Here is a 24,480-nt window from a genome sequence, read left to right as displayed (position 1 = left end):
AATTTACTCCTTACTCATCGTTTTCGACTAATACACTTCTCGGCTTACTGCCGCTTGCAGGACCGATGACGCCGTTCGCCTCAAGATCATCCACAAGACGTGCAGCGCGGTTATAGCCGATACGGAACTGCCTCTGCAGAAGAGATGCGCTCGCACGCTGTTCTTCGATGACAAACCATTTTGCATCTGGATATAAGTCATCTTCAGATTCGACTTCTTCTTTTTGAGGTTCTTTGTTCATGATTGATTTTTCGTAGTTCGCTTTCATCTGGCTTGTGATGAAATCAACCACATCCTGAACTTCATTGTCGGAAAGGAAGGCACCCTGTACACGGAGCGGCTTGGATCTTCCTGAAGGTAGGAACAGCATATCTCCCCTGCCGAGCAGTTTCTCGGCGCCCTGGGAATCGATGATCGTTCTCGAGTCGATCTGTGAACTGACACTGAATGCAATTCTTGAAGGAATGTTCGCCTTGATGATACCTGTGATGACATTCACCGATGGTCTCTGGGTGGCGATGATCAGATGGATGCCCGCCGCCCTTGCCATCTGTGCAATTCTTGTGATGCTCGCTTCGACATCCTTTGAAGCCACCATCATCAAGTCTGCCAGTTCATCTATGATGACGACGATATAAGGCAGCTTCTGAACTTTCTCCGGATTGTCGCTTTCACGTTCCAAATACTGGTTATAGGCTTCTATATTTCTAGTATGTGAATGTGAGAACAGATCGTAGCGGCGTTCCATCTCTGATACGATCCGGTTCAACGCGTCACTCGCCTTCTGCGGATTTGTCACGACCGGTGACAACAGATGAGGGATGCCGTTATAGACATTCAGCTCGACCATTTTGGGGTCGATCATCATCAGTTTGACTTCGTGCGGTTTGGCGTTCATCAGTAGACTGACTATGATACCGTTGATACAGACTGACTTACCACTGCCGGTCGCTCCTGCAACGAGCAGGTGGGGCATCTTGTTCAGTTCAGCAAGGATCGGCGCACCGGATATATCTTTTCCGAGCACCACTTCAAGCGGATTGTCGGATGATTTCCGCTTCAGTACTTCCCGGACGGTCACCATGCTGACAACCGAATTCGGCACTTCGATGCCGACAGCCGATTTACCGGGAATCGGAGCCTCAATACGAATATCTTTGGCTGCAAGGCTTAAGGCGATATCATTTTGAAGGTTGATGATTTTGCTCACCTTGACGCCGATGTCCGGCTGCACTTCAAATTGTGTGACCGCCGGTCCGATCCTGATTTTCGACACTTTCGCATTGACGCCGAAGTTCAACAGTGTTTCCTCTAATATTTTACCCTGCTTTAAAACTTCCTTGTTGTCCATTTTCTCTGAAACTTCCACATCATCCAGAATGCTGATGGACGGCAGCTCATACTGTTTCAGCTGTCTCAGCTCATCATCGTCGAATTCTTCAACTTCACTGTCGCTTGAAGCTTCAGACGGGGCAACCGTATCTGTGAAGTCTTCGCTCTCGTATTCGATCTGCTGCGGTTCTTCCTCCGCTTCGGCGATTTCAAGAGCGCTTTCCCCGTCCGGTGCCGGCATGACCGGTTCATCTGCATGAGCCGGTTCTTCATTGATATGCTCATTTTCAGCAATACTGCCTGAAAGCTCTTCTAAAGCTTTCTCGTTGGCCTGCTCATTTTCCGCCTCATCTTCACGCTCATAGCTGTACATATCTTCGATGATCGTTTCGTCATGGGAGAAATCATCCAATTGTTTCGGTTCAGCGTAAGCAGGTTCATCGGCCATTCGATCGTGCTCTGGTTTTTTATTAGATTCGGCCTGCTTTTTCTTTTTGGCCGGTTTCTCTTCAATGCTGTCTTCAGCAGCTGCTTTCTTTCTGTTGTCGTTCAGGCTGCCGATGCCGCCTGCAATACTTTTATAAAGCCATACGAACATGCCGGCGATTCCAAGGGCAATCGTTCTGACGGCTTCAACGACCTTATTCGTATGTGCAGTCATTGAGTCAGCGATGTTTTTATGAGTGATCATCAAAATGCTGAAGTATATGAATATCATGCTGAGAAGCAATGTACCGATCAGTGAAATGCCCGTGGAGGAAAATGCAAACAGCAGCTGTCCGAATACACCGCCGCCGAAAAATTCCGAACTGCCCGGTTCACGGATGATCGAAAAGATCTCAGTGAAAGTAAAGTAGCTTTCTGTTCTCGGCTGATTGGATAAGAATAAGATAGAATGCAGTAAAAACAACAGCCCGAATTGGAACAGCAGATAACCGGACATCCTTCTGGTCAGTGGAACTTTCTGCTCCCTGATCATATAAATACCGGCTAAAATCGCAATGATATATGTAAAATAACGACTCGTTCCCAAAATATATGCAACACCAGCATCTAAAAAAGCACCAACTACACCGAGTCGTAAAACTGCAATGATTATTATCACTATGAACGCAAACGTTAATAGTGAGTAATAAGTCTTGTTATTTTGTTTTTGTTTCTTTCTATTAGTTGTACTTTTTTTACGCTTTGAAGTCATAAAAACTCCTCTTTCGATTGATAATGAGACTGCCAAAACGGCAGTCTCACCATAGTTTATATTTCAGATATGATTGGTATGATCATCGGGCGGCGTTTAGTACTGTCATACAGATACTTGCCCAGATCATCCCTGATGCTCTGCTTGATTGTGCTCCAGTCGAGCTTCTTTTCCATAAGTGCATCGTTGACGATGTCAGTCACTCTGCTCTCCGCTTCATTCAGCAGATCTTCGCTCTTCTTGACATAGACGAAACCGCGTGACTGGAGTTCCGGCCCTGCCACAATCGTACGCTTGGCAGGATCGATGGTGATCACTGCGATGAATATGCCGTCCTCGCTTAAAAGACGTCTGTCCCTCAGTACGATGTTGCCGACGTCGCCGACACCGCTGCCGTCGATCAGCGTATTACCTGCCGTCACCTTTTCTGCACTGATCATCGTGTCGCCGTCATATGAAGCGACATCTCCCTTTTCAAGCAAAAAGATGTTTTCAGGAGCGACGCCTGTTTCAGCTGCCAGTTTAGCGTGCGCAATCTGCATTTTAAACTCGCCCTGCACAGGTATGAAGTACTTCGGCTTCATGACATTCAGCATCATTTTCAATTCTTCGCTCAGACCATGGCCTGAAGCGTGAGTGTTCTGTGAAGGCGTCACTACGTTCGCGCCGGCTTTTACCAGATCATTCAATGTGCTGTATAAAATGACTTCCATATTTGAAGACGGTGTTGTGAGAATAAAGACCGTATCGCCCTCTTTGATGTTTGTCACATCGTGACTCCCGCGTGACATCTGGCCGAGCGCCTCGATCGGTTCACCCTGTGAACCCGACGCGATGATGACCGTTTCATTTTTAGGATAGTCCTTTATTTCATGAATCGGCACAAGCAGACCGTCGGGAATATCGAAATATCCCATGTTTCTCGCCGTTTTGAATGAACTTTCAAGGGTACGGCCCAAAAACGAAACTTTACGCTTTGTCTTTACAGCGTTGTTCAGCACCTGCTGTATTCTGACAAAGTTCGAAGCGTAGCATGATACGATGATCCGTCCGTTCGCCTTATAGAAACCGTCCAATATCTGGTCCTCCACTACATTCTCCGCAGTGTTATAACCCGGCTTCTCTGCTTCGGTGGAGTCACTGATCAGTGCCAGTACACCATTCTCTCCTGCTATCTCATACATTTTCGCCATATTATAGCGGTAGTCCCCTGTCAGGCTCTGGTCAAATTTGAATTCTCCGGTATAGACGATGGAGCCATATTTTGTTTCAAGGCTCACACCATATGCATCCGGAATGCTGTGACTCACTTCATAGAAGTTCATCGCAACATTTTTAAATTTCATTTTTGACTTGCTGTTCACCTTATAAAATTTAACTTTCTTGTTGACGCCTTTTTGCTTAAGGCGGTCCTTGACGAGTGCCAATGTTAATTTAGAACCGTAGATCGGCACGTTCAATTCTCCGACAATGTAGGGAATCGCACCGATGGCATCTTCATGCCCATGGCTTAAAAATATCCCTTTTAATTTGTTTTTGTTTTCTTTTATATAGGAAATATCGGGGATGACGATATCGACACCCAACATTTCATCTTCCGGAAACATCAGTCCTGCATCCAAAATAAACATTTCGTCATCCACTTCGACGACATACATGTTTTTGGCAATCTCACCAACGCCGCCGAGTGGAATGATTTTGATATTTCCTGTGTCTTTTTTTGCTGAATTCAAAACTTTACCTCCTAATATCACTTGAAAGTGGCATGATAATGCTTGCCGTCAATCGTAATGTGAGTGAGCTCCACGCTCTTTGTATCATATCTTGTCTCGTGAACATTACGGAGCTCCAAATAATCGATATTTCTGTCATCTGCAGGCAGCTCTTTCAAATATGTTCCTAAATCCAAATCTTCAAAAATGATTTTCACTTCATGATTTTCCTTGATTCTAAGCTGGCCTTCAACATTAAACTTTCTGTCATTCAAAATTAATGTATCAAAAATCATTATTTATCCTCCTGTTTCTTATCTTCCATCATCGCTTTCCTGGAAGCATTTACGCGTCCCTGATTATCGATATTGATTACTTTGACAAGGAACTGGTCGCCGATTTTTGCAACCTCTTCAACATTTTTGATATGTTTCGTATCCATGTTTGAAATATGCACAAGAGCATCTTTGCCCGGGAATATCTGCACGAAAGCACCGAATTTCTCAATGCGTTTAACTTCACCCATATACACCTGTCCGACTTCTGCAACACGTGTCAGGTCTTCAATGATTTTTCTCGCTCTCTCGATCATTTCAGGATCGCTGTGCCCGATGAATACCGTACCGTCCTGTTCAATATCCAGTTTGGCGCCTGTTTCATCGATGATTTCATTGATCTTTTTACCGCCTGGTCCAATGACATCACGGATCTTATCCGGGTTGATCTTCATGACTTCCACTTTCGGCGCGTAACGGGAAAGTGTTTCTCTCGGCTCGCTGATTGTTGCAATCAGGTTGTCGAGTATTGCAAGTCTCCCGAGTCTCGCCTGCTCAAGCGCTTCTTTCAAAATGCTTTCGCCGAGACCGTCAATCTTGATATCCATCTGGATTGCAGTGATGCCTTTTTCAGACCCTGCAACTTTAAAGTCCATATCCCCAAGAGCATCTTCCATACCTTGAATATCGGAAAGGATCGTATAGTTCTCGCCTTTTTTGACCAGACCCATCGCAATGCCGGCAACAGGTGCCTTGATTGGCACACCTGCGTCCATCAATGCAAGTGTGGATGCACAGATCGATGCCTGTGAGGATGAACCGTTCGATTCAAGAACTTCGGAGACGACACGGATTGTGTAAGGAAATTCCTCGGCACTCGGTATCACCTGGAGAAGTGCACGTTCCCCCAGTGCACCATGTCCGATTTCACGGCGTCCCGGTCCGCGGATCGGTCCTGTTTCACCCACTGAGAAATGCGGGAAGTTATACTGGTGCATGAAACGTTTCTGCTCTTCGGCTCCAAGGCCGTCAATAATCTGATACTCACCCAGACCGCCGAGGGTCGCCACTGTCATCGCCTGTGTCTGGCCGCGTGTAAACAGGCCGGAACCGTGCGCTCTCGGAAGAAAGCCGACCTGCGAATCAAGAGGTCTGATCTCATCAGGGTTACGGCCGTCAGGGCGGATTTTTTCCTCGGTAATGAGACGTCGTACTTCCGCTTTCAAAAGTTCATCGACAATATTGCCCGCTTCTTTGACCGTTTCCTCATAGTCTTCACTTTCTTCGTCGAAAGTTTCGAGTATGCTGTCTTTTGCATTTGTGATGCCTTCTTCACGCGTCTGTTTGTCGACTTCCTGAATTGCATCGTATAAACCATGTGTCTTCACTTTTTCTTCTATGTCGCTTCTCAGGCCTTCGATTTCCTCTTCTGTATCCGCACCGTGCTTTTCAGGCTGGATTTCTGCAACGATTTCCTCTTGGAAAGTGACCAGTTTCCGAATCTCTTCATGACCGAACAGGATCGCTTCCAACATGACATCTTCAGTCACTTCTTTTGCACTGGACTCAACCATGTTGACAGCATCTTTAGTACCTGCCACCTGCAGATCAAGATCCGAATTTTCCATTTCTTCGGCTGTCGGGTTGATGATGAACTTGCCGTCCACCAGCCCCACAGTGGCGCCTGCGATCGGTCCTTCGAACGGAATATCACTTACACTGAGGGCAAGTGATGATCCGAGCATGGCTGCCATCTGCGGTGAAGCGTCCGGATCTACGGACAGCACCATGGAAATGACCTGCACATCTCTTCTATACCCTTCAGGGAACAGGGGACGGATCGGACGATCGATCAGACGGCTTGTCAATGTTGCCTCTTCGCTCGGTCTGCCTTCACGCTTATTGAAACCGCCCGGAATCTTCCCTGCCGCATATAATTTTTCTTCGTATGCCACCGTCAGCGGGAAAAAACCGATGTCTTTAGGGCCTTTTGACGCCGTTGCAGTCGAAAGCACCACCGTATCGCCGTATCTGATGAGTACCGAGCCGCTCGCCTGCTTTGCCATTTCACCATATTCAACTATTAAATCATGTTTACCCATTGTTGTTTTATATATCTTTTTTTCTGATCCTGTCATGTTCAATATTCTCTCCTTAGTATGACTACTTATTAATAATCATATCACTTTTACTTTAAAATATATATAAAAAAAGGGCATATCCCAAAAGGATATGCCACATGTGATTAACGGCGCAAGCCAAGCTTTCCGATTAATTCACGGTATCTATGAACATCTTTTTCACGAAGGTAAGTCAGTAAGTGTTTACGACGACCGACCATCTTCAAAAGACCACGTCTTGAGTGGTGATCTTTCTTGTGCATTTTCAAATGCTCGTTCAATGAGTTGATCTCATCTGTCAGTACAGCAATCTGTACTTCCGGAGAACCTGTATCCGTTTCGTGTACACGGTACTCCTGAATCAGTTCATTTTTGCGTTCTTGTGAAATAGCCATTAAGAAACGCCTCCTTTATCATTATTCACCTGTATCCGAGCAGCAGTTGGAGTGTCTGAAAGCCAAGATAAGGTACTCAGACCATTATACACATCTCAGTCTACATCTTCAAGTAGTTTTATCGCATCTTCACGGTCGATTTCCATCTGCTCGACAAGTTCATCCACACCGTCGAATTTAACTTCGCCCCTGATGTAATGATGGAAGTAGATCGTCACCGATTCACCGTATATGCTCTCATTGAAATCAAAGAGATGCACTTCGATGATCGGTTTCGTTATATCATCATGGAAAGTCGGTTTCACACCGATATTGCCGACCCCTTTATGGATCTCCTCAGTCGAGTGTACTTTCAAAGTGACGGAATAAACTCCGTTTTTAGGGAGGAAATATCTGAAATCAGCTTCAATGTTCGCTGTCGGGAAGCCGATTGTCCGGCCTCTTTTCTCACCCTGCACCACAACGCCTGAAATCGTATACGTTCTGCCAATCAGTTTATTCGCATCTTCAAGCTGCCCGCCCGCGAGATTCGTACGGATCTGAGTCGTCGATATTTTTTCATCGGTGAAGGCATACTTTCCTACAATGGTCGTGTTGAATTCTGTGTATCTCGTTAAATTCGTCGTGTTGCCGCTGCCCCTTGCACCATAAGTATAATCAAAGCCCGAGATCAGCTCACTCACATTCGCGCCAATAATATACTTTTTGACGAAGTCATCCGGCTCTAGTTTTGCAAGCTTGCTCGAGAAGTTGATGATGAATACATAGTCTATGCCCATGGATTCGAACATTTCAAGTTTGATTTCCAGCGGTGTCAGATAAGTCGTCCTTTGAAATTTCGGATTCAGCACTACCGACGGGTGGGGATCAAATGTCATAATGCCTTTTTTCAAATTCTTTTCTTCAGCAATTTTGGCCATTTTGTTGATCACTTTTAAATGCCCCCGGTGAAGTCCGTCAAAAAAACCGATCGCCGTCGCACTTTTCTCCAGGCTTTCGAGACCGGCGTCATCTGTATAATTCAGTTGAATAATATCCATTATAATCGCCTCTTAACTATAGTCTGTTGAACATCTTATAAGGTTTTAACTCATCTTCCTTCTGTGGATGCTGATGATACATTCCAATAGGTTTGCCATGTTTCAAGAATACGATATATTTATCTTTTTGGCTGACCATTTCCATAATATCAGATTTCATCAGCTTCTGCCCATGCTGTACTTTAAAAAGCAGATTTTCATCATCAATTTCAAGTAGATTTTCTTCGCTGATGATATCTTTGACCGGCTGCAGACAATCTTTCTTTTTCTCATCTTCAAGCTCCCTGAGATCGTCGAGTGTGACCGTATCATCGATATTGAAGCCGCATGAAGCAGTTCTGATGAGCCCGGACATGTGTGCAGGCACACCGAGCGCACGTCCGATATCGACGGCGAGTGTCCGGATATAAGTCCCTTTCGAACATGTGACATCAATGTTGAACTTGACGGTGGAACCATCGGATACGATTTCGCCGGTCCTTTCAACTTCTCTGATGTACACCGTTTTGACAGGACGTTCAACCGGTTCACCGCGTCTTGCATACTCGTAAAGTTTTCTGCCGTCCACTTTGACAGAAGAATACAGCGGCACCTGCTGATGATACTCTCCAATCAAGGACCGGACCGCCTGATCCACCGCTTCATCGGACAGAGGCTCGATCTTCCTCGTGTCCGTGACTTCACCGTGTGCATCTTCAGTGTCTGTGGCGATGCCGAGCGTCACTTCCGCACTGTACGATTTATCCTTCATCTGCATGTACTCGGTAAGCTTTGTCGCCTCGCCGACGACAATCGGCAGTACGCCTGTGACTTCCGGATCAAGCGTGCCCGTATGCCCCACTTTTTTCATATGTAATATTTTACGCATCTTATAGACGACATCGTGGCTCGTAAGCCCTTTTTCCTTGAATATGGGAAATACACCATTATACATTTTATCACCTGTAATAAGTAAAATGGCAAACCTTGCCGGTTTGCCATTATTTTTATTTATCTTTAATTTCGTTGAGCAGTGACTCGATCTTATTGCCGTATTCAATGGAACTGTCATATTTGAATTCAAGTTCCGGTGCTTTTCTCAAGCGGATTTCCTTCGCCACTTCAGAGCGTAACAGGCCTTTTGCCCGGTTCAGCCCTTCTGCCACCTGCTCTTTGTTGTCGTTTAATGAAGTGTAGTAGATCGTTGCAGTTTCAAGTTCTTTGGTCACTTCGACTTCTGTCACAGTCACCATGCCGATATCACTGTCGTCCACTGTGGTTCTCAAAGCTTCACTGACCACTTTTTTTACTTCTTCAGCAACTCTTTCGTTTCTGTTAGACATATGATCACCTTTCAATCTCTACCATGATATAAGGTTCAATCTGGTCGCCCTCTTTGATATCGTTGAAGTTTTTAATGGTGATGCCGCACTCGTAGCCTGCGGCCACTTCTTTGGCATCATCCTGATATCTTTTCAGCGTATCCAGTTCACCTTCATAAATCACTATACCCTCTCTGATGATTCTAACACCTGAATCACGGGTGATTTTGCCGTCAGTGACGTATGAACCTGCAATCGTACCAATTTTGGATACTTTATAGATTTGTCTGACTTCGACGTTTCCGATGACCTGCTCTTCATATTCAGGGTCGAGCATGCCTTTCATCGCGTGTTCGATTTCTTCGATCACTTTATAGATGACACGGTGCAGTCTCATATCGATTTTTTCCTGCTCCGCCGCTTTTTTGGCATTTGTATCCGGACGTACGTTGAAGCCGATGATGATCGCATTGGAAGCATTCGCAAGCGTGACGTCGGATTCGTTGATGGAACCCACACCAGTGTGGATGATGCGTACATTGACGCCTTCGACATCGATTTTCAAAAGTGATGCACTCAGTGCTTCGACAGAACCCTGTACATCACCTTTGATGATGATGTTGAGGTCTTTCATTTCTCCTTCTTTCATCTGTTCAAACAGATTATCAAGGCTGACCTTCTGTGTCTGTTCACGGTCGCGGATGATTTGTTCGCTCTGTCTGGATTCACCGATTGAACGTGCTTTCTTGTCGTCTGAAAACACTACAAAACGGTCACCTGCAAGAGGCACTTCGTTCAGCCCTGTTATTTCAACAGGTGTCGACGGTCCTGCACTCTTGATTCTCATGCCGAGGTCGTTGACCATCGCACGCACTTTACCGTATGTGTTGCCGACAACAAGTGAGTCGCCGACATTCAGAGTACCATGCTGTACAAGAAGTGATGCAGCCGGTCCTCTTGACTTATCCAGTTCAGCTTCAATGACTGTACCGACTGCCGGACGGTCGCTGTGAGTTTTCAGCTCCTGCATTTCACCGACAAGACCGATCATTTCAAGCAGGTCCTCGATGCCGTCTCCGCTGAGAGCGGAAAGTGGAACGAAAATTGTATCGCCGCCCCAGTCTTCCGGGTACAGTCCGTGTTCACCAAGCTCAGTCATTACACGGTCAGGATTCGCTGTCGGTTTATCGATTTTGTTGACCGCGACAATGATCGGCACGCCCGCCGCCTTGGCGTGGTTGAGCGCTTCAATCGTCTGGGGCATAACGCCGTCATCTGCTGCAACGACCAATACCGTAATATCAGTGACCTGTGCACCGCGGGCGCGCATCGTTGTGAATGCTGCGTGTCCCGGAGTATCCAGAAAGGTAATCTTCTTGCCATTCGATTCAATCTGGTATGCACCGATATGCTGGGTGATCCCGCCCGCTTCGCCGGCAGTCACTTTCGTTTCACGGATTGAATCAAGAAGCGTTGTCTTACCATGGTCGACGTGCCCCATGATTGTAACGACACTCGGTCTTTCCTCAGTCAGTGAACCTTCGTCCAGCTCAAAGTAATTCTCGAGGTCGGCCGCATCTTCATTGACTTCCTCTTCGGCGGTGAAGCCGTAGTTGTCTGCAATGATTTCCACAGATTCTTTCTCGAGTGACTGGTTGATGTTGGCAACGATGCCCAGCATGAAAAGGTCTTTGATTACAGTCGATGCATCCGCGCCGATTTTCTCTGCAAGTTCGCCCACTGTTATGCCTTCTTCATAAGTGAACACTTTTTGTTCTGATGCAGCTTTCTGTTGTTCCTTCGAATCCTGCTTTTTTGAATCTTTCTGCTGGTTCTTCTGCTGATTCTGTTTCTGCTGATTATTTTTATTGTTTTGATTTTTCTTCTGTTTGTTGTTCTGAGGTTTCCTGCCTGACTGGGCATTTTGCTGGGGCTTTTTATCAGCGCCTGCTTTTTTATTTTCTGATGATTTTTTAAAGTGCTTATCCAGCATAGGAATTTCATTGTCTTCCAAAGAACGCATATGGCTGTTGACCTCTATACCTTCTTTACGCAGGAATTCCATCACTTCTTTACTTGTCAGATTATTTTTCTTGGCATATTCATGGATTCGGATTTTACTCATTGAATCACTTTCCTTTCTCAAAAAGGTCGATGCACTTATTGGCAAAACCTTTATCTGTGACAGCCAGCACTACACGGTTTTCACTTCCTGTAGCCAGGCTCAGTTCTCTTTTATTATATTTTTTTATTAAATAAACTTCATAATACGCAGCTTTATCAGTCACTTTTTTGAATGTTGATGCTCCTGCGTCTTCTGCGATGAAAACGACTTTGGCATTTTTGTTCCTGATTGCTTCAACAGTGCGTTCTTCACCGTTTACGAGTTTGCCGGCTTTAGTGATCAGGCCGAGCAGGTTCAGAATTGGATCTTTCATCGCTTTGGAATATCCTCTCTGTATATGAGCCTGATGATCTCGTCATATATAGGTGCCATTTCCTCGCTTGAATGGTCCAGTTTTCTTTCAAGAACCTTTTTCTCACGGGCTGTTTCAACTTTTTCAAGATCTTTGACGACATAGCTGCCGCGCCCGTTTTTCTTTCCTGTCGGGTCGACGAAAATCTCGTTCTCCTTATTTACAACGATGCGGAGCAGTTCTTTTTTTGGATACATTTCATTGGTCAATATACATTTCCTAAGTGGAACTTTTCTTGCCATGTTATCACCCATTAAAATTAATGTTATTATTCTTCTTCAACGAGGCCTTCTTCTACAGCATCCGATTCACTTTTTATATCGATTTTCCATCCGGTCAATTTTGCAGCAAGTCTTGCGTTCTGGCCTTTCTTGCCGATTGCAAGCGATAATTGGTTGTCCGGGACGATGACTACAGTGGACTGGTTTTCTTCATCCACCTGGACTTCGACGACCTGTGAAGGACTCAGTGCATTCCTTACAAATACTCTTGGATCCGTATCCCACAGGACGATATCGATTTTTTCACCGGACAGTTCGTTTACGACCGCTTCGACTCTTGCCCCCTTGGCACCGACACATGAACCGACGGCATCGACATCCGTATTTTCAGCGTGGACGCTGATTTTGGAACGTTCGCCGGCTTCCCGTGCAACACTCATGATTTCTACTGTACCGTCATAAATCTCAGGTACTTCTTTTTCAAAAAGGCGTTTGAGCAGATTCGGATGTGTACGTGATACAAAAATCTGAGGACCTTTCGTCGTCTGTTCGACTTTATTTACATAGACCTTCAGACGTTCATTCGGGCGGTATACCTCGTTCGGTATTCTTTCCGACTCACTCAGTACAGCATCTGTACGGCCGAGCTGTATATATACAAAGCGGTGGTCGACCCTGTCGATCAGACCGGTCATGACCTCATCTTCCTTGTCGACGAATTCTTCATACAGGATGCCGCGTTCCGCATCTCTCAGCCTCTGCATCACTGCCTGCTTCGCAGCCTGTGCACCGACACGGTTGAAGTCTTTCGGCGTGACATCTTCATCGTAAGGGTCGCCGATTTCATATGCAGGGTTGATTGTGCGTGCCGTGTCAAGATCGACTTCCGCCGTCTCGTCCTCGACTTCTTCCACTACATCTTTTCTTGAAATTACACGGTAGCTGCCATTTGTCAGATTTAAATCCACTTTTACATTTTTATGATGGGTATAGTTCTTTTTATAAGCAGTAAGCAGTGCTGCTTCGATTGTTTCTATCAGTATTTCTCTTGGAATGCTCTTTTCCTTTTCAAGGTAGTCCATGGCATTCAATAATTCTTGATTCACAACCTATCTCCTCCAATCAGATTAATACTGCTTTTCTTAAAGTAGCGATTTTTTTACGTTCAATAGAGATCGTTTTCTTTTTGGCCTTGTCTTTATATTCAACCGTGACAGTATCCTCATCGTATGATTTCAATACGCCCGTCCATTCTTTTTCACCGTTGATCTGCTGGTAGGTCTTGACATAGATGCCATTGTCCATGGTCAATTCCAGGTCATCATCATTTTTTATCGGACGTTCGGCCCCCGGCGAGGAAACATCCAGAAAGTATGCACCTTTGATAATTTCCAGTTCATCCAGTTTTTCGCTGACCACTTCACTCGCAGCAGCACAGTCCTCTAAAGTGATGCCGCCTTTTTTATCCAGATATAATCTTAGAAAGCGGTCTTTGCCTTCTTTGACGAACGCTACTTCGATCAATTTGAAATCCAGCTTCTCTACTAATGGAGCAGCATTGTCAAAAACCTTTTGTTCAATATGATTCATGTTCAAATCGCCTCCTTTAAACGTAAGAAAAGAACGGGCGGACCCGTTCTTCTCCATGTGCAATGAGTATTAATATCATTAATATAATAACATATTTGAAATTGTTATGCAAATTCATCATATATCGAATATTGACAGCTGTGCTTTATCCGGCAGGTGTTCAAGCGTACCGAGCTCTGTCATATATTCGACGACCTTCTGAGCGACTCCGCCGCGCTTGTTCAGATCTTCTTTTGAAATGAAAGGTTCTTCCTCGCGGGTTTCAACGACACGCTTTGCAACGTTCGCACCGAGGCCAGGAACCGCAATGAACGGCGGTATAAGACCGTCTTCGGTAATCTTGAATTCAAAAGCCTCCGACTTTTCAATATCCACCGGATGCATCTTAAAGCCTCTGTGAGCCATCTCATTCGCAATTTCCAGAACGACGAGTGTATCCTTTTCCTTTTTGGATAATTCATGGAAGTTGTTGTTCATCTCTTTTATTCTGTGACGGATTGTCGTTTTATCCTTGACCATCGTAAGCAGGTCAAAATCGGATGCGCGCACTGTAAAGTAGCTCGCATAGTAATACAGCGGATAATGTACTTTGAAGTACGCGATACGGACAGCCATCAGTACATAGGCTGCAGCGTGCGCTTTCGGGAACATGTACTTTATTTTCTTACATGATTCAATGTACCAGTTTTCAACACCGTTATCCCTCATCGCTGCTTCATGTTCTTCAGTCAGGCCTTTACCTTTTCTCACTTTCTCCATGATGTTGAAGGCAAGTGACGGCTCGAGCCCCTTATACATCAGAGTAACCATGATATCGTCACGGCATCCGATGACGTTTGATAAGTCACATGTACCGCTCCGGATCAGATCCTGGGCGTTGCCCAGCCATACGTCCGTTCCGTGGGAAAGTCCTGAAATCTGGACAAGCTCACTGAACGTCGACGGTTTTGTATCTTCCAGCATCTGGCGGACGAACCCAGTACCGAACTCCGGCACGCCGAGTGTGCCTGTTTTACAGACGATTTCATCTTCCGTGACGCCGAGCGTTTCAGGTGAACTGAACAGCTCCATCGTCTCTTCATCATCTGTCGGCAGTGTTGTCGGGTCGATGCCTGAAAGATCCTGGAGCATGCGGATCATCGTCGGGTCATCATGTCCGAGTATATCCAGCTTGAGCAGGTTGTTATCGATCGAATGGAAGTCGAAGTGTGTCGTTTTCCATTCCGCTTCGATGTCATCTGCCGGAAACTGTATCGGGGTGAAGTCGAAAATATCCATGTCGTCAGGCACGACGATGATGCCGCCCGGGTGCTGACCGGTGGTTCTCTTGACGCCTGAGCACCCTTTGACCAGACGGTCGATTTCAGCACCGCGTTTAGTGATGCCGTGGTCATTCATATAACCTTTGACATAACCGTAGGCCGTTTTTTCGGCAACGGTGCCGATCGTACCCGCTCTGAATACATAATCTTCACCGAACAGTTCTTTCGTGTAGTTATGTGCTTTCGGCTGGTAGTCACCGCTGAAGTTCAAGTCGATATCCGGCACTTTGTCGCCTTTGAATCCGAGGAAAGTTTCGAACGGTATATCCTGGCCTTCCTTGATGAGCGGAGCGCCGCATTTATCACATGCTTTGTCAGTCAGATCATAGCCCGACGACACACTGCCGTCTGTAAAGAACGTGGTCTCTTTGCAGTCGGGACAGATATAGTGCGGCGGCAGCGGATTCACTTCCGTTATTTCCGTCATGGTCGCTACAAAACTAGAACCGACGGAACCGCGGGAACCGACCAGATAGCCGTCATCAAGAGACTGCTTGACGAGTTTCTGACTGATGAGGTAGATGACACTGAAGCCGTTGCCAATGATGCTGTCGAGTTCTTTTTCTATTCTTTCCACTACAATCTCAGGCAGGTCTTCGCCGTAAAGCTTCCTCGCGTTATTGTAGCTCATATCCCTGATTTCATCATTGGCGCCATCGATATTCGGAGTGAACAGATCGTCCTTGATCGGCTTGACCACATCGATGCTGTCTGCAATTTCATTCGGTGTATCGATGACGATCTTTCTTCTTGTCTCTTCATCTAGAAACGAGAAATCCTCATACATTTCCGCCGTGGAACGGAAATGCGCTTCCGGCAGGATGCCCCGGCTGAGCGGGTTGCCCGGGTTACTTTTGACTAGTATTTCTCGGCACAGCTTATCCGATTCATCCAGATAGTGGACGTTGCCGGTCGCTGCAACCGGTTTACCCAGTTCTTCACCGACTTTGATGATGTTCGTGATGATCTCTTCCAGTGTCTCTTCACTTCTGACGATTTCACGGTCGAGGAGCCTTCTGTAGAGCGCCTTCGGAAATACTTCCAGATAATCATAAAATTCTGCGATATCCTTTGCCTCTTCATAAGGCTTCTGCATCATTGCAGTAAATACTTCACCCTGGTCGCAGGCACTGCCGACCAGTATGCCTTCCCTGTATTTCTCAAGGACATCCTTGCGTATTCTCGGCATTTTGTAGAAGTTGTCGGTCAGTGAATAGGACACGATCTTGAACAGATTCTTAAGACCTTTCTGAGTTTTCACAAGCAGCGTCACATGGCTCGGCATCGAGCGTTTATATGCATCCTGGGTCATGAGTCTGTCGTTGATATCCTTATGGTTCACGACATTAAGCTGTTTCAGCTGGTACAGCATCTTGATGAATATGTACGCCGTCGCCTCCGCATCATAGATTGCTCGGTGGTGCTGTGTGAGTTCAACGTTATATTTCTTCGCCAGTATGTTCAGGCCGTGCTTTTTAAAGTCAGTATTTACCGTCCTCGACAGCTCGAGCGTATCGATGACCCCATTCTCGTAGCTTCCGAGATTTTCTTTCTGATAGGCGGCCTCTATGAAGCCCATGTCGAAGCTTGCGTTATGTGCAACAAAGATCGCATCGCCGACCCACTCTTTGAACTCGGTGATCACTTCACTGATCGGCGGTGCATCGGTGAGCATATCATCGGTGATGCCTGTAATTTCCTTGATTGTTTCAGTCAGCGGTTCGTTCGGGTTGCTGAATGCCTCATAGCGGTCGATGATTTCGCCGCCTTTCACTTTGACACCCGCAAGTTCGATGATTTTGTCGTATTTTGAGGAGAGACCGGTGGTCTCCACGTCAAAGACGACGAACTCATGTGATTCAAGGTCGATGTCCTGAGGTTTATATGCTATTTTGGCACCGTCATCCACAAGCAGCCCTTCCATGCCGTAGATCACTTTCACACCTGTGTCCTCTGACGCATAGTATGCATCCGGGAATGCCTGGACGTTGTTGTGATCCGTAATCGCGATTGCCTTATGGCCGTAATCGCCCGCCCGTTTGACAAATTCACCGACATTGTTCAGGCCGTCCATCTGGCTCATTGCAGAATGAAGATGGAGTTCAACGCGCTTTTCTTCCATATCATCCCGCTTCGGTGGCTTTTTGACTGCCGTCAGGTTTTTGATGTTCAGCACCAGATCTTTGACGAAATCATCATATTCGACATGACCTTCGATGACGACCCAGTCATTTTCACTGAGTGCGCCGAATACCGCTTCATCATTCTTATTATTTCTCGAAAACATCTTCGCACTGATCGAGTCACTGTAATCCGTAATTTTTATATTCAGTATCTGTCTGCCGGTACGGAGCACTTTGACATCCTTATCAAAGATGACACCTTCAACTTTGACATTATATTCTTCATCAAATATGTTGCTGAGCGGTCTCGCACCGTCGAACGTTACATGCTTGCCGATTTGTTTTTCTACATGATCTTCCATATTATTCTGCTGCTCTTTGATCTCTTCCTGCTGGCTGATGAAATTCTGTACCAGTTCGGTCCGCTCTTCCTGCAGTCGGTTTTCAAGATTGTTTCTCTTTTCCTCATCCAGATTCGCATCGACGATAAACTCTATATCACCGACCGGCATGCCGAAATCATGGTATGCCGCTTTCAGATTGCCGTTGACATGCTTATTGAAATGCGCTCTCGTAATTTCATTTTGAACGTTGAAGATCAACACGCCGTCCCTGTATTCTTTTTTACAGTTGAGCAGCTGGAATCTGACATTGTCGTTAATGTTCAAATATAACAGTATATCTTCCAGATAGTCGATCACATTATCATCCGAAAAATGTTCACTGTACAGTTTTACTTCGATATCCGCAATTTCTGAGAAAGCATTTTTAATGCTGCTGATCAGCAGCTGTCTTAAAGATGCCGGGATGACTTTATCAAAATGGATATGGAACTGGAAAAGACGTTCGTCATCATCCACTATAACCTTATTAAGCACCCCGCTGGCGAGGTGCTCATTCATTTCTATTTTTGCTTGTGATAATAATATTTTAAATTGCTCATGCCCCTGCATTTACAACACTCCTAGAACTTTAAACACTATTGTCGGGCTATTTCGAATCCTCTGCTATAAAGCTTAAAACATCAGCAATGTTTACATCGACAGATTTTTCGTCGGTACGTTTCTTGATTTCCACCATGCCGTCCTTGGCGCCGCGGCCGACAACGATTCTGTAAGGCAGTCCGATCAGATCGGAATCTGCAAACTTGACGCCGGCTCTTTCTTTGCGGTCGTCATACAGAACTTTATGTTCCTTCTGCAGTGTTTCATAAAGTTCTTCCGCGGTATTCAAAATCGTTTCATCTTTATTGTTGGCGGTGACGATATGCACATCAAACGGAGTCACAGATTTCGGCCAGATGATGCCTCTCTCGTCGTGGTGGCTTTCAACGATTGCCGACAGTGTCCTTGAAACACCAACACCGTAACAGCCCATCATTACAGGCACACTGCGGCCGTTTTCATCGAGGACATTCAGCCCCATCGATTCAGAATACTTCGTGCCAAGTTTGAATACCTGTCCAACTTCGATACCTTTCATGAACTTCACTCTGCCGCTGCCGTCGATCGCCATTTCACCTTCATTTATAAATCTGAAGTCACCGGTGCCGCGCACTTCAAAGTCGCGGTTATGATTGACATTGATGAAGTGTTGATTCGTCTCGTTCGCACCTGTCGGGTAGTTCACCATCGCATCCACCTGAAAATCGAGATAGACCGGAATATCCGTGCCGACAGGACCGAGGCTCCCCGGGGTCGCATTGAAATTCTGCATGATTTCTTCTTCAGTCGCAAATTCAATTTCCTCTTCGGCATTGAAAAATGCTTTGACTTTGACATCATTCAGTTCCTGGTCGCCGCGTACGAGAATCATGATGAACTCACCGTTTATCTTGATGACCATCGTCTTCGTCGTCTCCCCGAGCGGGATGTCAAGGTGGTCGGCCAGAGACTGGCATGATGTGACACCAGGTGTTTCCACTTTCGACATTTCTTTCATTTCATCAGTCGACTTTTCAACAGGCTGACACTCAGCCTTTTCGATGTTCGCCGCATAGTCGCTTTCTTCGGTATACGCAATCGTATCTTCACCGATATCGGCAAGCGCCATGAACTCATGTGTATGGCTGCCGCCGATCGCGCCTGAATCCGCTTCAACAGCACGGTAGTTCAGGCCGACGCGCTTGAATATCCTTGAATATGAATCGTACATATCTTCATAAGTTTCAGTCAGCGACTCATCATTTGTGTGGAACGAGTACGCATCTTTCATGATGAATTCCCTGCCGCGGAGCAGACCGTATCTCGGTCTTAATTCGTCCCTGAATTTGGTCTGTATCTGGAATAAGGTGAGCGGCAGCTTTTTATAGCTTTTAAGCTCATCGCGGAGCAGTGCGACAATCATTTCCTCATGCGTCGGCCCGAGAGCAAACTCCCTGTCGTGGCGGTCATTCATTCTCATGAGTTCACTGCCGTAGGCCTCCCATCTGCCGGACTCCTCCCACAACTCTTTCGGGTGCAGGACAGGCATGTGGATTTCCACTCCGCCGATCCTGTTCATCTCTTCACGGACGATCTGTTCGATATTATTCAATACAAGTTTTGTAATCGGTAAATAAGTGTATATACCGCTCGCCATCTGCTTGATCATACCCGCTTTCAGCATCAGACGGTGGCTAAGACTTTCAGCATCCTGCGGTGTTTCTCTTAAAGTCGGGATAAACATCTGCGATTGTCTCATTCAACTCACTCCTATAGGAAAAATGTTTTTATGTCATTCCATGTAACCAGTACCATTATGATCAGTAAAAATAAAACTCCGAGCAGCTGGATATTGATTTCCACTTTCTTATTCAGCGGCTTTCTGAATATGCCTTCGTACAGGACAAATAAAATCCGTCCGCCGTCAAGTGCCGGAATAGGCAGCAGGTTCATGATGCCGAGATTTACGCTGAGCACAGCAGTAAAGTTCATCAGTACAAGCAGCCCCTCGGCCGCCACCTCTTCAGTGACCTTATATATGCCTACAGGGCCGTTCAGCATATCAAATGAAAACGTCCCTTCAAAAATGCTGATGAAAAGCTGGACGACAAGTTCGAATATCAATGTCCCCATTTCATAAGTCTGCTGGACACCCCACCAGAGCGGTTCGACCGTACCGTGCTCATATGCTGCACCGATACCGATGATCAGACGTTCCACCGTCTCTCCGTCAGGTAATTCCGTCGCATCGATCACCGGCGTCATTTCCACGTCTCTCACTTCGCCGCTGTCAGGATTCTCGACTTCGATATCAAGCGTCGTTTCTCCTTCTTCCTGAATGATGGCGGACATATGATCCCAGCTGTCGACTTCTGTGTCATTGATCGTCAGCAGCCTGTCGCCTTCCACCAGTCCAGCCTCTTCAGCGGGTGTATCTTCCGCAACCATGCCGACAACAGGTTCATCCACCGGTTTGCCGTTAATATAAAATAGTAATGTAAACAAAACGAAAGCCAGAACAAAGTTCATCATCGGTCCTGCAAATAAAGTCCAGAACCTTGCCATTACAGACTTCGATTCAAATCTTGCAGACTTCGGCGCAATGCGCTCAAGTTCCGAATCCTGTACATAATATGCTTCGTGCGCAATCTTATATGACGTCTCAACATTATCATATGTACGCATCGCATTGATGATCATCGCATCCTGTATGTCGGAGTTGACGATTTCTATCTCTTCAATATCGTTAAAATTGTGTTTGTCATCAAGTAATATATGAGTGATTTCACCGAGGTCATTCAATTTGAGCTGGACACGCATTCCGGGGTTCAGGGGGTTGATTTCCATATCACTGGAGGCCATGCGTACATAGCCGCCGACCGGGAGCAGGCGTATCGTATAAACCGTATCATTGAATTTATAGGAAAAAATCTTTGGTCCCATTCCAATTGCAAACTCGGGACACATTATACCTGCACGTTTTGCAACTATTAAGTGGCCAAGTTCGTGAACAGTGACCAGCACACCGAATACTACTATAAAAGCTAAAATGCCGGTCAAATCTATCACCTCATATTTGATTTAAAAAGTTTATCATAATGAAGGATGGTTTCCAGATCAGGTTCACCGATCACTTCATGTTCTTCCATACGTAATTCTACTATCTTTTCTATATCAAGGAAAGAAATCTCTCCTTTTAAAAATCTGTCAACGGCATACTCATTCGCAGCATTCATGACAGCCGGCATCGTTCCTCCGATTTTAAGCGCTTCATAAGCCAGTTCCAACATTTTGAAACGTTCGAAGTCCATCGGTTTGAAGTTCAGCTGACTGAGTGCATTAATGTCGAGCGGATTATCCATCGGCAGGCGGTCAGGATGGCTGAAGGCAAATTGGATCGGCAGCTTCATATCCGAATTGCCGAGCTGTGCGATGATGCTGTTGTCGACAAACTCGACCATGGAATGGATGGTGCTTTCCTTGTGCAGCAGCGTCGTAATCTGATCTGTTTCCAGATCAAACAGCCATTTTGCTTCGATGACCTCAAGTCCTTTATTCATCATTGTGGCAGAATCAATTGTAATCTTCCTGCCCATCGCCCAGTTCGGGTGGTTCAGCGCATCTGCCAGCGTGACATTATCCAGTTCTGCTCTTGACAGGTCCCTGAAAGAGCCGCCGCTCGCCGTAATGATCAGCTGCTTGATTTCGGAATGTCTTTCTCCCCTGAGACATTGAAAAATCGCCGAATGCTCTGAATCGACGGGAATGATATTCACATTATTCTTCTTTGCAGCATTCATCACCAGGCCGCCGGCGGCGACCAGTGTTTCTTTGTTCGCAAGTGCGATATCCTTGCCGTTTTCAATCGCCTTCAACGTCGGTGCGAGACCGACGCTGCCCATGACTGCCGTAAGCAGCATATCACTGTCGTCAGCCGCAATTGCGTCGAGTCCGCTTTCACCACTGACAAACGTAATTGCCGGAAATTCCGATGCGAGCGCCTTCCGGTCGCCGTCATCCATGACAGATACCATCTCCGGTTCAACAGTTTTTAATATTTCACGTAATTTATCCATATTTCTGCCGGCAGACAGGCTCACGAGCTTAAATTGATCCCGGTTGTCTTTCAGGACGTCGATTGCCTGCGTGCCGATGGAGCCCGTCGCTCCCATAATTGAAATTCTTTTCATCATTTTCACTCCAATATCATTAACTCACCAACGGCAGTATGTTCATGAGCGGCAGGACGAATATAAAGCTGTCGAAGCGGTCCAGCACGCCGCCGTGGCCGGGCAGCAGGCTGCCTGAATCCTTGACATCAAAATGGCGCTTCAGGGCAGATTCCACAAGATCACCAAGCTGGCCTGCGCCGCTTAATATCATCGTATAAATGATCAGCATGTAGATCGGCAGATTTTCAATCATGCCGGATAAACTGAATATCACTGCAAGCAGCACACTCGACAAAATGCCGCCGACGAAACCTTCAACAGTTTTGTTGGGGCTGATCTGCGGCCATAATTTACGTCTGCCTAAAGTTCTGCCTGCAAGGTATGCTCCGGTGTCAGTCATCCAGACAATCAATAAAGCATATAATATGAATATGAGACCTGATTCCCGCGTTTCATAAAAGTACATGAAGCCGATGCCGATATAGGCGACGGCAAGTACACAGAATCCCATATCTACGAACGAAAACCTGTTTTTGCTGATGACTGTGAAGCTCAGCATCAACAACGCCATAACGATGATCATATCGATCTGGGCTTCGGTGATGACTGTTATATAGGAATAATCCGCCCTCGGCATTATCACGACGGATAACGCGATCAGCGACAGTATTCCGGGTATTGAAAATATATGTATCCGGTTCATCTTAAGTATTTCATAAAGCGCGGTAAGAGCAAGGAGGTATACTGCAATGAGCATCGGCAAAGACCCGATGACAACAATCGGTATGAAAATTATCAGTGCAATAATCGCCGTAATTGTTCTTGTCCTCATCTTTAAACCTCCTTATCATTTAGTCCGCCGAAACGTCTATCCCTTTTCCTGTATTGTATCAGCAGTTCATCAAGCTCGTCCGGCCCGAACTCCGGCCATAATGTATTCGTAAAAAACAGTTCGCTGTATGAAGACTGCCATAATAGAAAATTGCTCAGTCTGTATTCACCGCTTGTCCTGATGATCATTTCAGGATCAGGTATGTTGTATGTCATAAGATACTTCTGAATCAGTGCATCATCGACCTCTTCAGCCTGAAGCTTTTCATCATTGATATCTTCATGAATTCTTTTGAATGCCTGTATCAATTCGTCCCTGCCGCCGTAATTCAGGGCAAAAATCAAATTGAGACCGGTGTTGTCCTTCGTATCGTCCACAGCCTTTGTGACTGCTCTTATCGTATGCTTCGGAAGATCATCCATATTGCCTATCGTCGTCACCTTAACATTTTTTTCAATCAGTTCCGGCAGGAATGATCCAAGAAAGTCACCCGGAAGCTTCATCAAATAACTCACTTCGGCACTCGGCCTGTTCCAATTTTCAGTTGAAAATGCATACAGTGTTAAATATTTTATCCCGATATCAGAGGCATGTCTCGTGATACGTTTTACATTTTGCATACCTTCATAATGGCCATGTACTCGCGGACGTCTTTTCAGCTTTGCATATCGCCCGTTGCCGTCCATGATCATTGCTATATGTAAAGGTAAATCCTTCGTCTGTTCCGCTTCTTTTTTTCTACCTAACATATGATCCTCCACAAGAATTATATTTATTAGTATACATATATAGTTATGTTGACTCAATTAGTTTATTGTACCATAAATTCCAGACACAAAAAAAAGAGCAGGTTCAACCTGCTCTTTTTTTGGCTAAACTTCCAAAATATCTTTTTCTTTTTCATCGCAAAGTTGATCAATCCTGGCAATCGAGTCATCAGTGATCTTTTGCACATCATCTGTATATGAGCGCAGTTCATCTTCTGAAATTTCCCCGTCTTTTTCCTGTTTCTTCAGCTTGTCATTTGCTTCACGACGGATGTTTCTTACAGAAACCTTTGCATCTTCGCCTTCTTTTCTCGCATCCTTTACAAATTCCTTGCGTCGTTCTTCTGTAAGCTGTGGTACCGTGATACGAATCATCGTACCGTCACTTGTAGGGTTGATGCCCAGATCAGCCTGCTGGATCGCCTTAAGCACATCATCAACCGAACCTTTGTCATAAGGGGTGACAGTCAGCATTCTCGCCTCAGGTACAGCAATCGTCGCAAGCTGGTTGACCGGCGTCGGTGCTCCGTAGTAATCGACAGTCACTCTTTCCAAAAGATTTGCATTAGCATGACCTGTACGGATGGCTGCAAGTTCTCTCTGAAGACTTTCCGCAGTTTTGTTCATCCTGTTTTTAGCATCTTTTAAAATTGCATCACTCATATGATTCTCTCCTACTG

The 24,480-nt window shown here is 45.8% G+C and carries 20 protein-coding genes; all 20 read right to left on the bottom strand.

From position 1 onward, the window contains the following. Positions 1–10 precede the first annotated feature (10 nt). Positions 11–2,530: an FtsK/SpoIIIE family DNA translocase gene (locus BLR15_RS00920; RefSeq protein ID WP_092983740.1), complete on the bottom strand. Its 2,520-nt coding sequence runs from the start codon at positions 2,528–2,530 to the stop codon at positions 11–13. 56 nt (positions 2,531–2,586) lie between these two features. Next, entirely contained in the window at positions 2,587–4,263 is a 1,677-nt protein-coding gene (locus tag BLR15_RS00915; RefSeq protein WP_092983738.1) for a ribonuclease J, read from the bottom strand. Positions 4,264–4,280: 17 nt separating this feature from the next. Then, the gene (locus tag BLR15_RS00910) at positions 4,281–4,538 is read right to left on the bottom strand and encodes a hypothetical protein (RefSeq protein ID WP_092983736.1); all 258 of its coding nucleotides are present in this window, start codon (positions 4,536–4,538) and stop codon (positions 4,281–4,283) included. After that, positions 4,538–6,655 carry a polyribonucleotide nucleotidyltransferase gene (gene pnp, locus BLR15_RS00905; protein WP_092983734.1) on the bottom strand — a complete coding sequence of 706 codons (2,118 nt, stop codon included), beginning with the start codon at positions 6,653–6,655 and terminating at the stop codon, positions 4,538–4,540. The genes BLR15_RS00910 and pnp overlap by 1 nt, the downstream gene beginning before the upstream one ends. Before the next feature lie 107 nt (positions 6,656–6,762). Next, positions 6,763–7,032, bottom strand: a complete 270-nt coding sequence (gene rpsO / locus BLR15_RS00900; protein WP_092983732.1) for a 30S ribosomal protein S15 — start codon at positions 7,030–7,032, stop codon at positions 6,763–6,765. 95 nt (positions 7,033–7,127) lie between these two features. Beyond that, a complete protein-coding gene (gene ribF, locus BLR15_RS00895) occupies positions 7,128–8,072 on the bottom strand; it encodes a riboflavin biosynthesis protein RibF (RefSeq protein WP_092983730.1) in 945 nt (314 codons plus the stop codon). A gap of 16 nt (positions 8,073–8,088) precedes the next feature. Then, positions 8,089–9,006 (bottom strand): tRNA pseudouridine(55) synthase TruB, encoded by a 918-nt coding sequence (gene truB / locus BLR15_RS00890; RefSeq protein ID WP_092983728.1) that lies wholly within the window; start codon positions 9,004–9,006, stop codon positions 8,089–8,091. Positions 9,007–9,058: 52 nt separating this feature from the next. Continuing rightward, positions 9,059–9,394: a 30S ribosome-binding factor RbfA gene (gene rbfA / locus BLR15_RS00885; RefSeq protein WP_092983962.1), complete on the bottom strand. Its 336-nt coding sequence runs from the start codon at positions 9,392–9,394 to the stop codon at positions 9,059–9,061. A gap of 4 nt (positions 9,395–9,398) precedes the next feature. After that, the gene (gene infB / locus BLR15_RS00880; RefSeq protein ID WP_092983726.1) at positions 9,399–11,498 is read right to left on the bottom strand and encodes a translation initiation factor IF-2; all 2,100 of its coding nucleotides are present in this window, start codon (positions 11,496–11,498) and stop codon (positions 9,399–9,401) included. A gap of 4 nt (positions 11,499–11,502) precedes the next feature. Continuing rightward, entirely contained in the window at positions 11,503–11,811 is a 309-nt protein-coding gene (locus BLR15_RS00875; protein WP_092983724.1) for a L7Ae/L30e/S12e/Gadd45 family ribosomal protein, read from the bottom strand. Continuing rightward, a complete protein-coding gene (rnpM, locus tag BLR15_RS00870; RefSeq protein ID WP_092983960.1) occupies positions 11,808–12,092 on the bottom strand; it encodes an RNase P modulator RnpM in 285 nt (94 codons plus the stop codon). Before rnpM ends, BLR15_RS00875 begins: the two co-directional genes overlap by 4 nt. Positions 12,093–12,118: 26 nt before the next feature. Continuing rightward, the gene (gene nusA, locus BLR15_RS00865) at positions 12,119–13,177 is read right to left on the bottom strand and encodes a transcription termination factor NusA (RefSeq protein WP_092983722.1); all 1,059 of its coding nucleotides are present in this window, start codon (positions 13,175–13,177) and stop codon (positions 12,119–12,121) included. Between the two features lie 16 nt (positions 13,178–13,193). Continuing rightward, positions 13,194–13,661, bottom strand: a complete 468-nt coding sequence (gene rimP, locus BLR15_RS00860; protein ID WP_092983720.1) for a ribosome maturation factor RimP — start codon at positions 13,659–13,661, stop codon at positions 13,194–13,196. Between the two features lie 117 nt (positions 13,662–13,778). After that, positions 13,779–18,059, bottom strand: coding sequence for a PolC-type DNA polymerase III (locus BLR15_RS00855; RefSeq protein ID WP_092983718.1), 4,281 nt, complete (start codon positions 18,057–18,059; stop codon positions 13,779–13,781). 37 nt (positions 18,060–18,096) lie between these two features. Further along, complete coding sequence (locus BLR15_RS00850) at positions 18,097–19,788, bottom strand: proline--tRNA ligase (protein WP_092983716.1); 1,692 nt, start codon at positions 19,786–19,788, stop codon at positions 18,097–18,099. Positions 19,789–19,799: 11 nt separating this feature from the next. Beyond that, the gene (gene rseP / locus BLR15_RS00845) at positions 19,800–21,098 is read right to left on the bottom strand and encodes an RIP metalloprotease RseP (protein WP_331465661.1); all 1,299 of its coding nucleotides are present in this window, start codon (positions 21,096–21,098) and stop codon (positions 19,800–19,802) included. Next, positions 21,095–22,219: a 1-deoxy-D-xylulose-5-phosphate reductoisomerase gene (gene dxr, locus BLR15_RS00840; RefSeq protein ID WP_092983712.1), complete on the bottom strand. Its 1,125-nt coding sequence runs from the start codon at positions 22,217–22,219 to the stop codon at positions 21,095–21,097. Before dxr ends, rseP begins: the two co-directional genes overlap by 4 nt. Positions 22,220–22,238: 19 nt before the next feature. Continuing rightward, complete coding sequence (locus BLR15_RS00835; RefSeq protein WP_092983710.1) at positions 22,239–23,033, bottom strand: phosphatidate cytidylyltransferase; 795 nt, start codon at positions 23,031–23,033, stop codon at positions 22,239–22,241. A gap of 2 nt (positions 23,034–23,035) precedes the next feature. After that, positions 23,036–23,782, bottom strand: a complete 747-nt coding sequence (locus BLR15_RS00830) for an isoprenyl transferase (protein ID WP_092983709.1) — start codon at positions 23,780–23,782, stop codon at positions 23,036–23,038. A 123-nt stretch (positions 23,783–23,905) separates the two neighbouring features. Next, the gene (frr, locus tag BLR15_RS00825; RefSeq protein ID WP_092983708.1) at positions 23,906–24,463 is read right to left on the bottom strand and encodes a ribosome recycling factor; all 558 of its coding nucleotides are present in this window, start codon (positions 24,461–24,463) and stop codon (positions 23,906–23,908) included. Between the last annotated feature and the right edge of the window lie 17 nt (positions 24,464–24,480).

The sequence above is a fragment of the Lacicoccus qingdaonensis genome (assembly GCF_900101075.1).
Lineage (GTDB): Bacteria > Bacillota > Bacilli > Staphylococcales > Salinicoccaceae > Lacicoccus > Lacicoccus qingdaonensis.
This window is presented reverse-complemented; position numbering and strand designations above follow the sequence as displayed.